18 protein-coding genes are annotated in these 18,255 nt (G+C 66.0%); 6 read left to right on the top strand and 12 right to left on the bottom strand.

The genetic code is table 11. From position 1 onward, the window contains the following. The first annotated feature begins 143 nt into the window (after positions 1-143). Positions 144-953 carry a SirB1 family protein gene (locus GJV37_RS00925; RefSeq protein WP_065086657.1) on the top strand — a complete coding sequence of 270 codons (810 nt, stop codon included), beginning with the start codon at positions 144-146 and terminating at the stop codon, positions 951-953. A 4-nt stretch (positions 954-957) separates the two neighbouring features. Here the strand turns inward: GJV37_RS00925 and GJV37_RS00920 are convergent, their stop codons facing one another. The 3 genes from GJV37_RS00920 to GJV37_RS00910 form a co-directional block, all read right to left on the bottom strand. Next, complete coding sequence (locus tag GJV37_RS00920; protein ID WP_024762708.1) at positions 958-3,486, bottom strand: LuxR C-terminal-related transcriptional regulator; 2,529 nt, start codon at positions 3,484-3,486, stop codon at positions 958-960. Positions 3,487-3,682: 196 nt separating this feature from the next. Next, the gene (locus GJV37_RS00915; RefSeq protein WP_084358705.1) at positions 3,683-5,053 is read right to left on the bottom strand and encodes a DUF1329 domain-containing protein; all 1,371 of its coding nucleotides are present in this window, start codon (positions 5,051-5,053) and stop codon (positions 3,683-3,685) included. Positions 5,054-5,075: 22 nt separating this feature from the next. Continuing rightward, positions 5,076-6,887, bottom strand: coding sequence for a DUF1302 domain-containing protein (locus tag GJV37_RS00910; RefSeq protein WP_024762706.1), 1,812 nt, complete (start codon positions 6,885-6,887; stop codon positions 5,076-5,078). Between the two features lie 241 nt (positions 6,888-7,128). Between GJV37_RS00910 and GJV37_RS00905 the strand changes: the two genes are divergently transcribed. The 3 genes from GJV37_RS00905 to GJV37_RS00895 all read left to right on the top strand — a co-directional run bounded on the left by GJV37_RS00905 (position 7,129) and on the right by GJV37_RS00895 (position 9,884). Further along, a complete protein-coding gene (locus GJV37_RS00905; protein ID WP_037006572.1) occupies positions 7,129-7,944 on the top strand; it encodes an AraC family transcriptional regulator in 816 nt (271 codons plus the stop codon). 113 nt (positions 7,945-8,057) lie between these two features. After that, a complete protein-coding gene (locus GJV37_RS00900; RefSeq protein WP_065085004.1) occupies positions 8,058-9,479 on the top strand; it encodes an NAD(P)/FAD-dependent oxidoreductase in 1,422 nt (473 codons plus the stop codon). 57 nt (positions 9,480-9,536) lie between these two features. Next, a complete protein-coding gene (locus GJV37_RS00895) occupies positions 9,537-9,884 on the top strand; it encodes a cupin domain-containing protein (protein ID WP_038803573.1) in 348 nt (115 codons plus the stop codon). Between the two features lie 189 nt (positions 9,885-10,073). Here the strand turns inward: GJV37_RS00895 and GJV37_RS00890 are convergent, their stop codons facing one another. The 5 genes from GJV37_RS00890 to GJV37_RS00870 all read right to left on the bottom strand — a co-directional run bounded on the left by GJV37_RS00890 (position 10,074) and on the right by GJV37_RS00870 (position 14,043). Further along, positions 10,074-10,841, bottom strand: a complete 768-nt coding sequence (locus GJV37_RS00890; protein WP_170859747.1) for a crotonase/enoyl-CoA hydratase family protein — start codon at positions 10,839-10,841, stop codon at positions 10,074-10,076. 124 nt (positions 10,842-10,965) lie between these two features. Next, positions 10,966-11,877 (bottom strand): SDR family oxidoreductase, encoded by a 912-nt coding sequence (locus GJV37_RS00885; protein ID WP_024762702.1) that lies wholly within the window; start codon positions 11,875-11,877, stop codon positions 10,966-10,968. Between the two features lie 112 nt (positions 11,878-11,989). Then, on the bottom strand, positions 11,990-12,283 hold the full coding sequence (locus GJV37_RS00880) for a hypothetical protein (protein ID WP_024762701.1): 294 nt from the start codon (positions 12,281-12,283) through the stop codon (positions 11,990-11,992). Positions 12,284-12,355: 72 nt separating this feature from the next. Continuing rightward, positions 12,356-13,261, bottom strand: coding sequence for an alpha/beta fold hydrolase (locus tag GJV37_RS00875; protein ID WP_170859748.1), 906 nt, complete (start codon positions 13,259-13,261; stop codon positions 12,356-12,358). After that, a complete protein-coding gene (locus GJV37_RS00870; RefSeq protein ID WP_170859749.1) occupies positions 13,261-14,043 on the bottom strand; it encodes a class II aldolase/adducin family protein in 783 nt (260 codons plus the stop codon). The genes GJV37_RS00875 and GJV37_RS00870 overlap by 1 nt, the downstream gene beginning before the upstream one ends. A 422-nt stretch (positions 14,044-14,465) precedes the next feature. Here GJV37_RS00870 and GJV37_RS00865 point away from each other — a divergent pair, with 422 nt between their 5' ends. Beyond that, positions 14,466-15,179: a WbqC family protein gene (locus tag GJV37_RS00865; protein ID WP_024762698.1), complete on the top strand. Its 714-nt coding sequence runs from the start codon at positions 14,466-14,468 to the stop codon at positions 15,177-15,179. Positions 15,180-15,182: 3 nt separating this feature from the next. Here the strand turns inward: GJV37_RS00865 and GJV37_RS00860 are convergent, their stop codons facing one another. Continuing rightward, complete coding sequence (locus tag GJV37_RS00860; RefSeq protein WP_064979867.1) at positions 15,183-15,869, bottom strand: LrgB family protein; 687 nt, start codon at positions 15,867-15,869, stop codon at positions 15,183-15,185. Beyond that, positions 15,856-16,233 carry a CidA/LrgA family protein gene (locus tag GJV37_RS00855; RefSeq protein WP_024762696.1) on the bottom strand — a complete coding sequence of 126 codons (378 nt, stop codon included), beginning with the start codon at positions 16,231-16,233 and terminating at the stop codon, positions 15,856-15,858. Before GJV37_RS00855 ends, GJV37_RS00860 begins: the two co-directional genes overlap by 14 nt. Before the next feature lie 113 nt (positions 16,234-16,346). Here GJV37_RS00855 and GJV37_RS00850 point away from each other — a divergent pair, with 113 nt between their 5' ends. Beyond that, positions 16,347-17,231, top strand: coding sequence for a LysR family transcriptional regulator (locus GJV37_RS00850; RefSeq protein WP_193452094.1), 885 nt, complete (start codon positions 16,347-16,349; stop codon positions 17,229-17,231). Positions 17,232-17,241: 10 nt separating this feature from the next. On the opposite strand, the gene GJV37_RS00845 is transcribed toward GJV37_RS00850, so the two are convergent. Both GJV37_RS00845 and GJV37_RS00840 read right to left on the bottom strand, forming a co-directional pair. Then, positions 17,242-17,712 (bottom strand): cupin domain-containing protein, encoded by a 471-nt coding sequence (locus GJV37_RS00845; RefSeq protein WP_038803572.1) that lies wholly within the window; start codon positions 17,710-17,712, stop codon positions 17,242-17,244. Continuing rightward, positions 17,712-18,167 carry a flavodoxin gene (locus GJV37_RS00840; protein WP_065084521.1) on the bottom strand — a complete coding sequence of 152 codons (456 nt, stop codon included), beginning with the start codon at positions 18,165-18,167 and terminating at the stop codon, positions 17,712-17,714. Before GJV37_RS00840 ends, GJV37_RS00845 begins: the two co-directional genes overlap by 1 nt. Positions 18,168-18,255 lie beyond the last annotated feature (88 nt).

Genomic DNA, 18,255 nt, shown 5'->3' with positions numbered 1-18,255 from the left:
TTGCTGTGGGTGGACAACGGTCCGTCGAAGGACCCTCCTGAGTATAGGCAGCGCCTGTCACATCACCTTCACGGGCGACGACCGCACCACTGGACGAGTGCCCATTGCTCCGGTTACAACCGCAAAGTCAGCCGGAGAACGCCATGGACCCGCGTCAAGCCTGCCTTGCCTGCCTTGCCCAGGACCCGCCCGCCCTGTTCGAAGCCGCTCTGTGGATCGCCACCGAGCACGAGCCGCACCTGCCGCCGGAGCATGCGCTGCGGCTCTTCGACTCGCTTGCGCACCAGGTCGCAGTGGCGCTGCCGCAGGGTACCGGCGATGCGGAGCGCGCGCAGTTCCTGCTGCGCCGGTTGAGCGAACTGGGCTTTGCCGAGGATGACGAGTACCCCTTGCACCCGCGCGCCGCCCTGCTCCCACAGGTCTTGCAACGCCGCCACGGCCAACCGCTGTCATTGGCGCTGATCGCCCTGGAGATGGCGCGCCGCAACGGCATCACCCTGGTCGGCGTGAATTTCCCTGGCCGCTTCCTCCTGCGGGTGCCCGGTGCCGACCACCTGCTCGACCCGACCACCGGCCGCCGTCTTTATACCCGCGACTGCCGCGACCTGCTGGCGCGCCAGATGGGAACCAACGTCGAGCTGTCCGCCGAGCACCTGCGGACGGCCAGCGCCACCGACATGCTCCAGCGCCTGTCACGCAATCTGCGTCAACTGCACCTCGCCGCCGGGGAACCGCTGGCGGCATTGAAAGATGCCCAGCGCGTGCTGGAACTGGGGCCGCCCAGCGCCAGCGACCATCTCGCGCGCGCCGACCTCTACCACGTGCTGGACTGCCCGCAGGCGGAACGCTACGACCTCGAACGGGCCATGCTGCTCAGCGACGACGCCGCCGAGCAGATGCGCCTGGCCCAGCGCCTGGCCGACATCAGCGTGCCGCCCAAGGCACTGCACTGACGCCTCAGACCTTCAACAACCCCAATTCCTTCGCCCGCGCCACCGCCTGGGTGCGTCGCTCCACGCCGAGCTTGCCGTTGATCCGGCGCGCATGGGTCTTCACCGTGTGCAGGGAGATGTACAGCCGCTCGCCGATTTCCAGGTTCGAACACCCTCGGGCGATCAATTCCAGCACCGACAGCTCACGCAGGCTCAGCAGGTTGTGCGGGGCCATCTCGCCGGCATGCGGGCGCAGACCGAACAGGCCCGGCTGCCTGCGCTGGGTGTCGCGCAGGGTGGAGACCAGGCCGAAACGCTGGGCCAGAGCAACGCCCTCGTCCAGCGCGCTGCGCGCCTCGTCCAGGCTACCGGCGATGAAATGTGCTTCGGCCAGCGCCAGCCAGACGTCGCAGGCCAGGGTGTTGCGTCCCTGACGCAGCAGGTCAGGCAACATTGCCAGCAGCCTCTGCTGCGCGGCATCCACGTCGCCGTCGTAGAGCTCGGCCAGCGCCAGATGGTGCTCGACCCGCAGGATCTGGTCCGGCGCCGCCGCCGGCGGGCAGAGAGAGTCGCTACGGTAGCGCGCAGCCACGCGTTGCAGGACCTCCCGCGCCGGCCCCGCCCGGTTCTGCCGCAGGTTCAACGCGCCGCTGGCGAGCAGCAGCGGCCCACGGTAGATGGGTTCCGGGACATGCTGCAGCTGCATCAGCCGCTCGACCTCGAGCAGGCGACTGAAGGCGCCGTCGGTGTCGCCGTCCAGCGCATCCAGCCAGGCCATACCGGTGAAGCCATAGATCGAGCTCGGGTCGTGGCTGCGGCGGGTTTCGTTCAACCCGGCAATGAACAGTTCGCGGGCCTCGTCGTCACGCCCCTGGCGAAGGCACAGCCAGCCGCGGCGCAGAGCAACACGGCCGGCCATGGCATTGCAGGTGATGCGCATCTCATCAAGGTATTCCTGCACCCGCGCCAGCAGCGCATCGGCCCGCTGCAGTTCGCCGCGCTGCTCCAGCCACTGGGCACGATCCAGTTCCAGCAGCGCTTCGAATGTGGTGCTGCCTTGCAGGCGCGCTCGCCGCAGCGCCTCGCGGTTGATCAGCCGTGCCTCGGCCAGGCGCCCTTCGGCCTGGGCCTGCTGGGTCAGCGCGGACAGGCAGATCAGGGTCTGCGCCCAGGCCTCCTCCGGCAGGTACGCCAATGCCTCGCGCAGTTGCTCGCGGGAGCCACGCAGGCCACGGGCATGGGTAAGCATGCCGTTGAGCCCTTGCCACTGAGCGATCAGCGCACGCTGGCGGTGCTCGCCGGGCATCGGCAGGAAACGATCGAAGCCGGCCAGCAGCGCTTCCACGTCATCCAGGCGACCGACGAACAACAGGGTCCAGGCGTTGAGGATGAGCAGGCGCGGAGTGCTGCACAGCAACTCCTCGGGCAGCGATTCGCGCAGTTGCAGCACACGCTCGACATTGCGACCGTGCAAGAGCTGCTCTTCGGTCAGGCGTTGCAGCAGGCTGGCAGAAACATCCGGCTGCTCGGCGTACAGAGAATGCTCGAAAGCCGAGTGGATCTCACCGCACTGGGTGAACCACTGGCAGGCGCGCCGATGCAGGGTCGCCGCCGGCCAGCGTGACAGGCTGGCCAGCGCCGTCGCGAGCATGGGTGCCACCTGGAACCAGTGCTGGGTGTTGTCCACCGCTTCGATCAGCACTCCCCAGGCTTGCAAGCCGTCCAGGCCAAGACCGGGCTCATCGAACAGGTAATCGCAGAGCTCGCGGTTGAAGCGGGCAATCTGCGCGAGGCCGCAAAGCGTCTCCGCCAGCTCTGCCGGCAGGCTCGCCAGGACTTCGCGTTGCAGGTAATCCTGCAGCAGGCCGTTGCCGGTCTCGGCGACCAGTGTAGCGCAGGGCGCGATGGGCTCATTGCCCAGGCTGAGCAGGCGAAGGCGCACGCCGGCGAACCAGCCATGGGTCGCGTCCTGCAGCGCCTGGCGCTGGGCCTGGGGCCACTCCAGGCCGGCGGTCTGCAGGTAGGCGTCCAGCTCGCCCTGGGTCAGGGCCAGGCTGCTGGCACCCAGCTCCAGCAGCTCGCCTTCGAGCAGCAGGCGGGTCAGGTTGCAGGCCGGGCGACGACGGCTGGCCAGCCACCAGCCGATCAGCGGAGAAGCGACGGCAAGCAGGCGGTCGAAGCAGTCGTCGAGAGCGGGATCGGGCGCGCGGGGATAGTCATCGAGCATCAGCCAGACCGGCTCGCTGGCGTTCTCCAGCCAGCTCGCCAGTGCCGCCTCGCCGGCCCAGGGCACGCCCAGCGCCTCGCCCAGGCGCTCGCAGAACTGCTCCGGCTGCAACGCCCTCCCTCCCAGCCCCAGCCAGACCACGCGAGTTCCGGTCGGTACCAGGCGCGCGCATTCGCTCATCAGCACCGTCTTGCCGCAACCGGGCGGCGCCACCAGCAGGCGCAAGCGGCACTCGGTGGCACTCAGGCTGGCGTGCAGCCGTTCGCGGGGCAGGTGCTGGCGGGGCAGGCGAGGCAGCGCCGCGCTGTGCTGGGCGATTGTCGACATGGGCTTCTTCCGGCCATTTGCAGGCCAGACTATGCCCGTGGGCAGAGCGGGCAAAGGACCATCAGCCAGACTCATGGGACGGTATAGCGCAGACTGCGCCCAGGCCCGAAGTAGAGGGCGCGCCGCTTGGCCGCAGCGCAAAAAAAGAAACCCGGCATCCACCTGGAATGCCGGGGCCAAGGAGCGGACTGCGGGATCAGCGAACGCCGGCGTTACGCAGCGCTGCGGGGGTGAAGTCGGCCATGCTGGCCTTCTGGCCGAACTGATAGCCGCGCTTCTCTTCGTTGTTCAGGCCGAACGTCACGTAGCGGCCGGCGAGGATGTCGTAGAGCGACTCAGCGGCGTAGCCGGTGGCGAGTTCGGTGTAGAAGGTCATCTCGTGGCCTTCACCGACGCGCCATAGCTGGCCGCGGCCGTCATACAGCTCGGACACGGCGATCTGCCAGCTGTCCTCGTCGAGGTAGAAATGCCGCTGGCCGTAGATGTTGCGCTCGCCGGACTTCAGGGTGCCGACCACTTCCCACACGCGGTGCAGTTCGTAACGGGTCAGGTCCTGGTTGATGTGACCCGGCTTGACGATGTCGTCGTACTTGAGGTCCGGCGAGTTCAGACGGTAGCTGTTGTACGGGATGTACATCTCGCGCTTGCCGACCAGTTTCCAGTCGTAACGATCCGGCGCGCCGGAGAACATGTCGTAGTTGTCCGAGGTGCGCATGCCATCGGAGGCGGTACCCGGACCGTCGTAGGCCACCTGCGGTGCACGGCGAACACGGCGCTGGCCGGCGTTGTAGATCCACGCCAGGCGAGGTTCCTTCACCTGGTCCAGGGTCTCGTGCACCAGCAGGACGTTACCGGCCAGGCGTGCCGGCGCCGTTACCTGCTGCTTGAAGTAGGTGAGGATGTTGCCGGTCTTGCCGGCGTCCTGGTCAGTCATGCTCTGCGGCACCGCGATCGATTCTTCGAAGCGGATCGGCGTGTAGCTGCCGTTGGTCTGCGGCACCACCTGTACTACCGTGCGGGAAATGTTACCGCCGTGGTAACGGGTCAGATGGTTCCACAGCGCTTGCACGCCGTTCTGCGGCAACGGGAAGGCGTAGTAGCGGCTCTTCTCGAAGTTCTCCAGGCCGTTGCCATCGTTGATCGGCTGGACGAACTCGGCGCTGCGCTTGATGGCGGCGTAGATGTCGTCGGGCAGCGCGAAGGTGCGGTGGGTCTTGTACACCGGGATCTTGTAGGTATCCGGGTAGCGCTTGAACATCGCCAACTGGCCGGCGGAGAGCTTGTCCTTGTACTGATCGGCGTTCTGCGCGGTGATGGTGAACAGCGGCTTCTCGTCGGCGAAGGGGTTGGAAAGGAAGCCCTTGCCGTCGAGTTTGCCGGCGGTGCGGGAGATGCCCCCGGTCCAGGCCGGGATGCTGCCGTCGGCGTTGCCTTCCTTCTGCGAGCCCATGGGCGTCAGGGTCGTACCCAGCTTGGCCACTTCGTCGGCGGACACCGCCGCCATCACGCCACCGGACAGCAGGCTCAGGGCCAGCGCGCCGCATTGGAGGATTCTTGTCGTTCTCATGTCGATTCCTTGAGCAGGCAGGTCAGAAGTTCACGCCGAAGCTGAGCGACAGGAAGTCCCGGTCGACGATGGTGTTGTAATCGCCGCCGAAGAAGTTCGTGTAGTTCAGACTCGCGGTGTAGGTGTTCTGGTAGTCCGCATCGATGCCGACGCTGGCCGCCTTGCTGCCTTCGTTGAAGACCGGGCCGTAACCGTGCACGTCGTGGGACCAGGCGATGTTCGGCTTGAGGTTCACCCCGGCGAAGACGTTGTTGTAGTCCCAGATGGCGCGGGCGCGATAACCCCAGGAGGACGAGGTGTAGAAGCCGCCGCTGCCATACTCGTTACGCGCGGTGGCGTTCTCCGGGACGCCGTAGACGGAGTCGCGGCCGTAGCGCTCGCCGACCTCATTGGTCATGCCACCCACGTAGGTCATGCCGACTTCGCCCACCAGGGTGAGGCGGTCCGCGCCCATGGTCTGGTCGAAGAAGTGGGTGAAGGTGGTCTGCGCCTGGGTCACTTCCTTGCGCACATAGCCGTGACTGACGCGGCCGGCCTGGGCCAGCGCGCCGGCAGCACCACCGCTGGTGAAACCGCCGACCACGGTAGTGGCGAGCAATGGCGTCATGTCGGTGGTGTTGAGCTGCAGGGGCATGTTCGGCCGGTAGCTGATCTCGCCGTTCCACGCGGTGCCGGTGGGCAGGGTGGTGGAGAAGCTCAGGCCGTAGAGGCGGATGTCTTCCGGGTACTCGAGGAAGTAATTGCCGCGACCGAGCAGCAGCGGTTGTGCGAGTGCTGCACCACCCGGTACGGACAGCGCGCGGAGCACGTTGCCGATGTCGGCGGTGCCGGCGTTCTTCATGCTCACGATGGGCGTGCGGCTGTGGTAGTTCATGGCGTAGGCGCCGTATTCCACATCGCTGCCCAGCCAGCGCAGGGCCAGGCCCCACTGGCCCGAATCACGTGCGTCGCGGTCGGCGCCGCGCGGCACCATCAGGCCTTCGGGTGTGACGGTGACGCCCAGGGAATTGAGCAGCGCCTTGGTCGCCGGGGCGTTCAGCGAGTTGACCGTGGCCGGGTCGAGGATGTTGTAGTTGGTCTTGCAGCCGTCGGCCGCTACGTCGGTGGTGGAGAAGAAGGTGCCGCAGTTGTCGAGCACCGTCTGGTCCCACTCCAGCTGGTAGAAACCTTCGACGGACAGGCTGTCGGTCAGGCTCTGCGACAGGTAGAGCATGTTCACCGGGATCAGGCCTTCCTTGATTTCCGAACCAGGACGACGGAAGGCGGAGACATCGATGGGGTTGATGGTGTTGATGCTGTTGCCGATGAAGGTACTCTCCCCCCAGCTCACCACCTGCTTGCCCAGGCGCACGGTGCCGGGCATGTCGGCAATCGCGTAGTTGTAGTAGCCGAAGGCATCGAGCAACTGGGCGCCGGAAGCCTTGGCGCCTTCCTTGCGGCCGTCGTCCGAAAGGTCTTTGAAGGCTACGCCTTCATCCTTCAGACGGAAGTCATACCAGTACTTGCCCCGGGTGAAGACGCCGAAGTCCCCGTACTTCAGCTCCAGGTCGTGGATGCCCTTGAAGATCTTCGAGAAGGTATGGCCCTTGCGGAAGTTCTGACGGCCATCGTCGTTGGTCTGGGTCATGCCGTGGCCGCCGTTGGCGGCCCCGATCAGGTCCTCTTTCGGACTCTGGGTACTCCAGCTGGCCCCCACGGACAGACTGGAATCGAACTGACCTTCGATCTCCCCGATATTGAAGTTGATTGCCTGAGCCTGGGTGGCGCATCCCAGGGCGACAGCAGTGGCGAGAAGTTGCGGTTGGAAGAATCCGCGCCTTGTTTTTGTTGTCATGCGGCTCTCCTGACGGTGTCTAGGTGGCCTTACCCTACTGAGCGACCTGACGGGGAGTAAGCGCTCCAAGGTGGTATTTGGCGTGTCGCCCGAAAGAGTGAATCCCCCCTCTGCCATGGGCTCTGGCGGGCGATATTGGCGCAAGCGATGACGGATCATCGAGACGATGGATAGTGCCTTGCGCCCGGCAGGTGCTTTTCCACTACCCGAGAAGCGCTGTCTGGGGCATCCTTAGCCCCCTATGCATGCCATCGACCAACGCCCGACCGACAGCCACCTGACCGAGCAGACCCGCGAGGTGGTGCTGCGCTACCATCAGTACTGGAAGCATCGCGACCTCGAAGCGGTGCTCACGCTGTATCACGCGCAGGTGCAGTACAACGACTTCTTCCAGAACCGCACCCTGGGCTACACCGACCTGCGCGACTACGTGCAGGCCACCATGCCCAGCCGCCCGGAAGAGTTCCTCGACCACATCGACCGCATCCGCGTGGACGGCGACACCGCCTTCATCCAGTACCGCATCGCGGTCACCTTGAGCGGCCGCCTGGCGACCTTCCACTCCAGCGAAGCGATCACCGTGCGCGACGGCCTGATCTGGCGCATCAACGAATATGCTTCGGTCGTGCGCGAAGGCGGCGAAAGCCGTCCACAGGCCATCGACCCGCGTCCGGCCACCAGCCGCCTGGGCCTCTCGCCGCGCCAGCTCAGCCAGTTGGCCAGCGACCTGGAGGACTACTTCAGCAAGAGCCAGCCGTACCTGGCGCCGGACCTGGACCTGACCCAGGTGGCCACTGCCACCGGCTACACGCGCAACCAGATTTCCTACCTGCTCAACCAGGTGATGGGCCTGAGCTTCTACCAGTACGTCAACCAGACCCGCCTGACCCACCTGCTCAGCCAGCTGCGCCCGCCGCTGCCTTCGCGCATCGACGAACTGGCCTTTTCCGCCGGCTTCAACTCGCTCTCGGCCTTCTATCGCTGCTTCCGCCAGCAGACCGGCCAGTCTCCCCGCGAGTATCTGAAACGCCTGCGCGAGGAACAGGCAGAGGCCTGATGCGCCCCTGCCGGCGGGTACGCGAGCAATCCTCGCGTACCCGCGCGCACGACAGAACCCCGCGCCAAATCTAGGCTTGCCGACATTCCCCCTTCTTCCTTTTGGAGTCGTCTATGTCGGCATGGCGTCATATCAGTCTGTGGATGAACCAGCTGGACGATGATCTCGTCCCGCGGCCATCCCTGCAGGGCACCCTGGACGTCGATGTGGCCATCGCCGGCGCCGGCTACACCGGTTTGTGGACTGCCTATTACCTGAAGCTGCGCGCGCCGCAGCTGAAGATCGCCATCGTCGAGGCCGAGACCGCCGGCTTCGGCGCATCCGGTCGCAACGGCGGCTGGCTGATGGGCAACATGCTCGGCGAAGACCGTCTGCTCGCCGGCCTGTCGCCCGAGCAGCGCCGCGCGTCCTACGACCTGCTGCACGACATTCCCGATGAAGTGGCCCGCGTCCTCGACCGCGAAGGCATCGACTGCGACTACCGCAAGGCTGGCGTGCTCTACACCGCCGCGCGCTACCCGGAGCAGGAAACCCGTCTGCGCGACTACCTCAGGCATCTGCACAGCGAAGGCCTGACCGAGGACGACTACCGCTGGCTGAGCAAGAGCGAGCTGGCCGAACAGCTGCGCATTCCCAGCGCACTGGGCGCCATCCACACTCCGCACTGCGCCACCATCGACCCGGCCAAGCTGGTGCGTGGCCTGGCCCGGGCGGTTGAACGCCAGGGTACGCAGATTTTCGAGAAGAGCCGCGTCACGCATTGGGCACCCGGCCTGCTGCGCACCGAGCAGGGTGAACTGAAAGCACAATGGGTGGTGCCGGCCATCGAAGGCTACGCCGCCGACCTGCCCCCGCTGGGCAACTACCAGCTACCGGTGCAGAGCCTGCTGGTGGCCACCGAGCCGCTGCCCGAATCGGTCTGGGCGGAGATCGGCCTCGACAAGGGCCAGGCCTTCAGCGAATTCAGCCGCCAGGTCACCTACGGCCAGCGCACCCCGGACAACCGCCTGGCCTTTGGCGCGCGCGGCGGCTACCGCTTCGGCGGCAAGCTGCGCAACGACTTCAGCCTGACCAATGATGAAGTGGAGCTGCGCCGCTACCTGTTCAGCGAACTGTTCCCGCAATTGAAGGACGTGCGCATCACCCACACCTGGGGCGGCAACCTGGGCATGTCGCGGCGCTTCCACCCGCACATGCTGGTCGACCGCCGCAACGGCATCGCCCTCGCCGGCGGCTACGGCGGTGAAGGCGTCGGCGCCACCAACCTGGGCGGCCGCACGCTGGCCGACCTGATCCTCGGCCAGGACAGCGCCCTCACCCGCCAGCCCTGGGTCATCAACGACCGCAGCGTGCAGGACGGCCTGCGCGGCTGGGAGCCGGAACCCTGCCGCTGGATCGGCTACAACGCCATCATCCGCAGCTTCGTGCACGAGGACGATGTATTGGCCAACCCGAACAGCGCGCCCTGGCGTCGCCGGCTGGCGGAGAAGGTCGCCGCCAGCATGGAAAACCTGATGACCTGGAAGGTCGGCTGATTCGCCGACCTCTTCTGAATAGCCAGTCCCCGAATAGAAAGCCCACTGGAGCCCCGTATGAAACTGACCCACCTGAAAGACACCCTGCACGCTCAACTCGGTGAGGCGAACCCGGTCGCCGTGCCCCTGGGCGAGCCGATTTCCGAGACCCGCGTGGAATCCGTTGAGCGTCCGGACGGCGTGGAAACCGGCATCTGGGAATGCACCCCCGGTCGCTGGCGCCGCCAGATCGTCGAGCAGGAGTTCTGCCACTTCATCTCCGGCCGCGGCACCTTCACCCCGGACGGCGGCGAGCCGATCGCCTTCCAGGCCGGCGACGCCTTCCTGCTGCCGCAGAACAGCCTCGGTATCTGGGACATCCAGGAAACCACGCGCAAGACCTACGTGATCATCGAGCGCGATTGATCGGCCTGTTGGTGTGATGGGAGAGTCCGGCGCGCGGGCGTCTCCCTCTCCCTAACCCTCTCCCTGAAGGGAGAGGGGACTGAAAAGCGTCAAGCGAAACGCCAAGTGAGCCGGCAACTCCGAACGGCTCCCTCTCCCTTCAGGGAGAGGGCTGGGGAGAGGGTGCCCTTAGTCGCGCCACTTCCCCCATCAGAACTCCCCATGCCGTCCTGCCCCGCCAGCGAAGCGTTTAGCCCCGTCCACCGTCTCGCCGCTTTCGATCACCGCCATTCCACCCTGGAATTCGTTGGCCAGCGCCACGTCGAACGACAGCTCCCATTGCGCGAACACGCTCGCCCGGTCGGCCAGCATGCAGCTCTGCGGAAAATCGGCGATCTCCCGCGCCAGCTCTTCCGCCGCCTCCAGTGCCGTGCCGCTGGCCACCACACGGTTGGCCAGGCCCATGGCGAAGGCTTCCTGTGCGCCCACCGGGCGGCCGGTGAGAATCAGGTCCAGCGCCCGGCCCTGGCCGACGATCCGTGGCAAACGCACAGTGCCGCCATCGATCAAGGGCACGCCGAAGCGTCTACAGAAAACCCCACAGACCGCGTCCTCGGCCATCACCCGCAGGTCCGCCAGCAGCGCCAGCTCCAGGCCGCCCGCCACGGCGTAGCCCTCGATGGCGGCGATCAACGGCTTGGACAACTGCATCCGGCTCGGCCCCATGGGGGCATCACCTTCGGTTTCCAGTCGGTTGCGTCGCTCACCGCCCTCCGCCAATGCCCCCAGGTCAGCGCCGGCACAGAAGTTCCCGCCGGCACCGGTGAGCACGGCGACGCGGGCTTCGTCGTCCTGTTCGAACTCGCGCAGGGCATCGGCCAACGCCTGGGCAGTGGGCAGGTCCACAGCGTTACGCACCGCAGGGCGGGCGATGACCAGGGTAGTCACCGGGCCGTTCTTCTGGATTATCACGCTCATGGCGAACTCCTCGAGCCTGGAAGCGGAAAAGCGAAGGGCCGGCATTCAGCCGGCCCTTTCACCTTACTGCGTTCACCGCCCCGGAACAGCCCCGCTGGCGGTTCCGCCGGTCAGGCTGACCGGATCAGCTGACGTATTTCTGCAGGTTCGCCATCATTTCGCGCAGCGCCTCGACGTTGTCCTTCGGATGCGCGGCATTCTCGAAGTCGCAGATCTGCGCGAAGTTGGCCGCCACGTCCTCGACGCTGAAGCCCTTGCGCGGGTCGAAGCCCACGCCCAGGCTGCGCTCCCAACGCACCTTGCCGATCCAGCCGCCACCCACTTCGAACAGGCCGGAGGTTTCCTGGCAGGCCTCGCTGCCCAGGTACACCACCAGCGGGCTGACCAGCTCGGGCTTGAGCTGCTCGAATACCTGCGGCGGGATCAGGCCTTCGGTCATGCGGGTGCCGCCGGTGGGGGCGATGGCGTTGACGAAGATGTTGTTCTTGCGGCCTTCGATGGCCAGGTTGCGGGTCAGGCCGTAGAGGCCGAGCTTGGCCATGCCGTAGTTGCTCTGGCCGAAGTTGCCGTAGATGCCGGAGGTGGACGAGGTGAAGATCACGCGGCCATAGCCCTGCTCGCGCATGAACGGCCAGGCGGCACGGGTCACCTTGTAGGCGCCCTCGACATGGACCTTGTAGACCAGGTCCCAGTCGGCGTCTTCCATCTTGTGGAAGGTCTTGTCGCGCAGGATGCCCGCGTTGTTCACCACCACGTCGATGCGGCCGAATTCCTCGACGGCCTGGCGCACGATCTTCTCGCCATCGGTCACCGAGTCGTGGTTGGCGATGGCGATGCCACCGGCTTCGCGGATTTCGGCGACCACGCGGTCGGCGGCCGAGGCATTGGCGCCTTCGCCATGGGTGCTGCCGCCCAGGTCGTTCACCACCACCTTGGCGCCGTACTTGGCGAACAGCAGGGCGTGGGCACGGCCGATGCCGCCACCGGCTCCGGTAACGATCACGACTTTTCCGTCGAAGTGCAGGGCATCACTCATGATTGGGGCTCCAGACAGGATGGTTTTTCATCAAGTGTCCGGCAGTCACGATCCGGTCACAACCAAGACGACCGCGGCTGAATGGTGCCCGATAAGGCCAGGGGATGATCCGTCAACGCATGGGCATGTTCAGGTTGCCGCGCGGGCCGAGCTTGAACAGCCACCAGTCGTACTCGCTCCAGAACAGCACCAGCCCCACCGCCGCAAGCATCGCCAACGCAGCGCCAGCGGCAGGCGCCCAGTGCTGCAGGAGCCAGGCGTAGTAACAACCGGCCGCGCTGGCCGCCAGCAGCAGCAACAGCAGCGGAATGGCGATCCAGACGAAGTCCTGGCGCATGTGCAGCAACACCCGGTAGCGCAGCGAGCCTTGCGGCTGGCGGACGGGAATGACGGATCTGAGTGGCATGGTAGCGGCCTCCGGCGGAACAAAGCAGGGGAAGCTACCGCTGCCACTCAGAGTGTGCCTATCAGCCAGTTCCTAATCTACGGGCGGATCAGTCCGTACCTGCTCGGCACGCTCCTGTCGAAAGGCCAGATAATGCCGCAGTACCTGCTCCGGCGCCTCGACCTGCGGGTAATGGCCGATCCCGGGCAACTCCACCGTATCGGGATGCGGTATCAGTTCGCGATAGCGCACCACCATGTGCGCGCCGGAGATCGGGTCCTCCGGTCCGTCGATCAGCCGCAGCGGCACGTCGGTGCGCTGCATCGCCCCGACCCAACGCTCACGGTGCCCGCGACGGTCGAGGATGTAGTGGATGAGCCGGTGCATGACCTTCGGCCCGTCGTTGTGGCGGATCAGTTCCCAGAAGGTATCCAGTTCCGCTTCGGACGGTTGCGTACCAGGGCCGAACACCTTGGCGAAGTTCTGCGCCAGTCGCCGGCGATCGAAGAGTTTGCCGAAGAAACCACCCAGCGGGCTGAGCAGGAGTTTCTGCGACAGCACGGCGCGATGAGTCTCCGGAAACAGCCCGCCATTGAGGAAGGCCAGCGAAGCCAGCTTGAAAGCTCCCTCTTCGTGCCGCGCCAGCAGCTCCTGGCCGACGCTGTTGCCGTAGTCGTGCACCAGCAGGTGCACCGGTTCCTGCACACCCAGGTGCTCCAGCAGCGCCTGCTGCAGATCGGCCTGTTCGAGGATGCGGTAGTCGTGCCCCGCGGGTTTGGCGGAGTCGCCGAAGCCGAGCATGTCGCAGGCGATAACCCGGTAGCGCTCGGCCAGTGGCTGCCAGAGAAAATGCCAGTCCCAGGATGCCGTGGGAAATCCGTGGATCAACAGCAGCGGAGCGCCGCTGCCGGCGCTCCAGTACCTGATCGGGTGGCCACGGAAGGTGAAGTCGCAGCCCTGCGCGCGCCAGTCGCGCAGGGTGATGCCGGCCAGCGCCATCAGTCGCGGTAGCCGGGGTTCTGCAGGTCGAGCTTGCGCAGCAGTGCCGGCCAGGCCAGCGCGCCGCCCATGCCCTGCTTGCTCTTGGTAACGACTGCGGCCATGGCGCGGGCGCCATCGAGGATCTGCTGCGGAATCATGATCAACTCGGCGCCGCCGCCCTGAGCCAGCACCTGGATCTCGCAGGCGCGCTGCAGGGTGAACATCATCAGGAAGGTGTCGGCGATGGTCGCGGAGCAGGTCAGCAGGCCATGGTTGGGCAGGATCATGAAGTTGGCTTCGCCCAGGTCGGCCTGCAGCCGCGCCTTCTCGTCATGGTTCAGCGCCACACCTTCATAGCCGTGGTAGGCCAGGCTGGAGAGGACGAACAGCGACTGCTGGGAAATCGGCAGCAGGCCCTGCTTCTGCGCGGAAACGGCGATGCCGGCGGCAGTGTGGGTGTGCAGCACGCAGGCGACGTCGTGGCGTACATCATGGATGGCGCTGTGGATGGTGTAGCCGGCCGGGTTGATGTCGTAGGGGCTGTCCATCAGCTTCTTGCCCGAGGCATCCACCTTCACCAGGCTCGACGCGGTGATCTCGTGGAACATCATGCCGTAGGGGTTGATCAGGAAGTCCTCGGTGCCGGGGACCTTGGCCGAGATATGGGTGAAGATCAGGTCGTCCCAGCCCTGCAGGGCGATCAGGCGGTAGCAGGCGGCGAGGTCCACGCGGGTCTGCCATTCGGCGGCGGAGACCTGGTCCTTGACGTTCACGGTGGGCAGCGGATGAGCGGCGTGCATGGTCGGTAGCCTCTTCGTTGTTGTTGTTCGATGGCGCAGTCTAGTCAGCAGCGCGGCGAAGCGACTGTCACGGAACTGACAGTTGCCTCTGTCACTGTCTGGCGAATGTTCCCCCATAAGCGCGGACCGATGAGCCGCCTTGCGCGGCGAGTCTCACCACCTATAGTGGGCGAAGTTGCACTGAGTGGCGCCAGCGGGACCCGGCGCGCCGGCAACTCCTTCCAAAGGCGCTATCCAGACAGTGCGGCAGCCAGATCGCAGGTCCGGGCTGGCGGAAGCGTGCTCGTTTGCCGCCCTGCCCCCGACGCCTGATCCGGCGCTTTCGATCCACCTGGAAACATTTCGCAATATCTTTGGCAACATTCCGCAGCAGTACCTGGGAGTCGGGAGGAGACTCCAGTTCGGCCAACGAGGCAGCCGACGTGAAACGAACCGCCATCATGCAGCCCTACTTCTTTCCTTACCTGGGCTACTTCAGCCTGATCAAGCACACCGACCTGTTCGTCCTGTTCGATACCGTGCAGTACATCCATCACGGCTGGATCGAGCGCAACCGCATCCTCAAGCAGCAGGACGGCTGGCTGTACATCCGCGTGCCGCGGATCAAGCACCACCGCGAAACACTGATCAAGGACGTGCGCCTGGACAACAGCCAGGACTGGCGGCGCAGCCTGTTCTCGCAGCTGGACGTGTACCGCAAGGTGGCCCCTTACTACCGCGATGTGCGGGAGATGATCGCCGCCTCCCTGGACCATCCGTTCGAAGACATCGTCTCGCTGAACAAGACCACCCTGGAGGCAACCTGCGCCTACCTGGGATTCCCCCGGCAGATGCCGGTGCTTTCGCGCATGGACCTGCCGATGGAGCGCCCGAAAGCGCCGGACGAATGGGCGCTGAACATCTGCAAGGCACTGGGCAGCGTGGAGGAATACTGGAACCCGCCAGGCGGCCAGAGCTTCTTCGACCGCCGCAAGTACGACGCTGCCGGGCTGACGCTGCGCTTCCAGGAGCCCAAGCTGGTGCCCTACGAGCAGAAGCGGCCGACCTTCGAGGCCGGCCTGTCGATCATCGATGTGATGATGTTCAACTCCCCCGCCGACACCTCGCGCATGCTCGATGCCTACGAGCTCAGCTGAGCCTTACAGGCACCAGGCCAGGACCGGGGCCATCAGCAGATTGAACAGCCCGGTCAGCACCATCAGCAGCCCCGCCGCCGAACCTTCCTCACCGCCGAACTCGTAAGCCCGACTGGTACCCGCGCCGTGGGCGCCAACGCCCAGCAGCGCGCCACGGGCCAGGGCGGAGCGCAGGTGCAGCATTTTCATCAGCACGCCGCCGATCAATGCGCCAAATACCCCGGTGATCATCACGAAAGCTGCCGTGAGCGCCGGCACGCCGCCCAGATCGTGGGACATCTCCATGGCAAAGGGCGTGGTGATCGAGCGCGGAATCAGCGACAGGGTCACCTGGCCATCCAGCGCCAGCGCGTGGGCCAGGGCCCAGGAACTGCCGATGGCCATGGTCGAGCCGGCCAGCATGCCGGTCAGCAGCGCCGGCCAGTGGCGCGCAAGCAAGGCGCGCTGCTGCCAGATCGGAATGGCGAACGCCACGGTGGCCGGGCCGAGCAGCGCCACCAGCCAGCTGGTGTCGCGGGCGTAGTCGGCGTAGCGGGCCTGCATCGGGATCGCCAGGGCGAACAGCAGCACCGGCACGAAGACGATGGGCGACAACCAGTACTGCTGGAAACGGCGGTAGAGGGTACGGCTGAGCAGATAGCCGCCCAGGGTCACGGCCAACCAGAACAGCGCTTGCTTATCGAGGCTCATGGCGCGAACTCCTGTTGCACATCCATTCCACCGCCAGGGCGGTGGAGAGCATCACCATCACGGTACTGGCGGTGATCACCAGCAGAATCTTCCAGCCTTCGCTGCGCAGCAGCGGGCCGTAGTCCAGCAGGCTCATCAGGGCGGGGATGAAGAACAGCAGCATCTCCGCCAGCAACAGGCCAGCGCCACCCTGCAACAGCGCCGGGCGGATCGCCCCGCAGGCGAACAGCACCAGCAGCAGCGCCAGGCCGATCACCCCGCCGGGCAGCGGCAGCCCGGTGAGCGTGGCAACCCAGCCGCCGATCCACCAGAAGGCGACCAGGACGGCGAGTTCGAAAATCAGGCGGGCGGCGCGGCGAAACATGGCGGCGATCTCGATGCGTTGAGTGGGTGAATAAATCGGTTGGGAATGGCGCAAAGCCTACTCCCGCGCTTATCATCCCCAAAGCGAATAGATCGAATCGGAGCCATTCCAGAATGGAATTCAAGCAGCTGCGCACCTTCGCCGAAGTGGTGCGCCACGGCAGTTTCACCCAGGCGGCGGTGAACCTGAACGCCAGCCAGTCGGCGGTGAGCAAGCAGGTCGCGCAGCTGGAGCAGAGCCTGCGCGTACAACTGCTGGAGCGCAGCGGCCCGCACATCCGTCTGACGGCCGCCGGCGAAGTGGTACTGCGCCGCGCCGAGGACATGTTGCGTCTGCGCCGCGAGCTGCATACCGAACTGGACGACCTCACCCACCTGCACCGCGGCGAACTGCGCCTTGGGTTACCGCTGCTGGGCGCCGACGCGCTGTTTGCCGGGCGCTTCGCCGAGTACCGGCGGCGCTACCCGAACATCGACGTGCACCTGATCGAGGGCGGCAGCAAGACCATGGAGGAAATGGTCCGCAGCGGCGAACTGGAACTGGGCGGCGGCCTCACGCCGGACGAGCCCGGCTTCGACTGGCAGCCATTCTGCAACGAGCCGCTGGACGTTCTGTTGCCGGCCGATCATCCGCTGGCATCGCGGGAAAGCCTGGAACTGGTGGAACTGTCCGACACGCCCTTCCTGCTCTACCAGCAGAGCTTCACCCTCAACGACCGCCTGCTGCGCGCCTGCCGCGAAGCCGGCTTCGAGCCCAAGGAAGGCGGGCGCAGCGGCCAGGCGGACTTCCTCGGCGCGCTGGTCGCTGCCGGCCAGGGCGCGGTACTGCTACCCCGCGTGGTAGCGAAGGACCTGGAGCGGCCGGGCCTGGTGCGCGTACTGCTGAGCCAACCGGACCTGCGCTGGGACATCAGTTTCATCTGGCGGCGCGACGCCTACCTGTCGAATGCGGCGAAGGCCTGGTTGGCGTTGATGATCGAGATGCCGTTGCATCCTTAGTGAAGCGGGTTCAGAGCAGCTCGGGAAACTCGCCGGCCAGCTTCGGCCAATCCCGTAGCGCCTGCTCATCATCGGCAAGCAACTGGAACCCGGCGAACTCGAATGCCGGCGACACGGTACACCCCACCAGCACGTAGTCTCCCAGGCAGCGCGCCGCCTGCCAGGCATGGGCGGGCACGGCGCGTTGCGGCAGGCTGCCCTCGCCCACCGGGCCGAGGGTTTCGATGCGCACGACAGACTCCGGAGCGTCGGCGATCAGCAACTCCAGCGGCGAGCCCTCGTGGAAGTGCCAGAGCTCGTCGGCATCCACGCGGTGCCAGCGGCTGACGGTTCCCGCCGGCAGGAGGAACAGGATGGCCGACGATTGCGGCCGGCCATCGGCGCCCTTCAGCCGCGACTCGAACACACGTCGGTAGAAGCCGCCCTCGGGGTGCGGGGCGAGTTGCAGTGTGTCGATCAGCTGGCGGGCGCGGGGATGCATCAGGCCTTCAGCGCAGCGATGAATTCGCCCAGCCATGGCTCGGAGTCGGTCTCCTGGTCCACCGTCTCGCTGCCGTCCAGGCGCAGCATCGGCACCACTTCCCGTACGCCCAGCTCGGCGAACAGTTCACGCACCTGCTCCCCACCACCGCAGTAGGTGTCGCCATAGCTGGAGTCGCCCAGCGCCAGCACGCCGCCGGGGCAACCGCGCCATTGCGCGGGCAGGCGATCACGGATGGCATGGAACAGGGGCTGGAAGCTGTCCGGCAGATCGCCCATGCCAGTGGTGGAAGTCACCACCAGGAAGGCTTCGGGAGAAAAATCGAGCACCGCATCCAGGGTGGCGCGCGGGTCGAACCAGGCCTCGAAGCCGGCGGCCTCGAGCAGGCGCTTGGCGTGACGGGCGACTTCTTCGGCGGTGCCGTAGACCGATCCGGACAGGATGGCGACTTTCATGTTCACTCCCACAAGGCAAGACAAGGCCGCCCATTATGCCCCATCCGTGCCGCACCGCGCCGGGGCTGGTATAGTTTTGCCCTACCCG

The sequence above is a fragment of the Pseudomonas nitroreducens genome (assembly GCF_010994165.1).
Classification (GTDB): Bacteria; Pseudomonadota; Gammaproteobacteria; order Pseudomonadales; family Pseudomonadaceae; genus Pseudomonas; species Pseudomonas nitroreducens.
The sequence above is the reverse complement of the archived record's forward strand: the minus strand, read 5'-3'. Positions and strand labels throughout refer to the sequence as shown.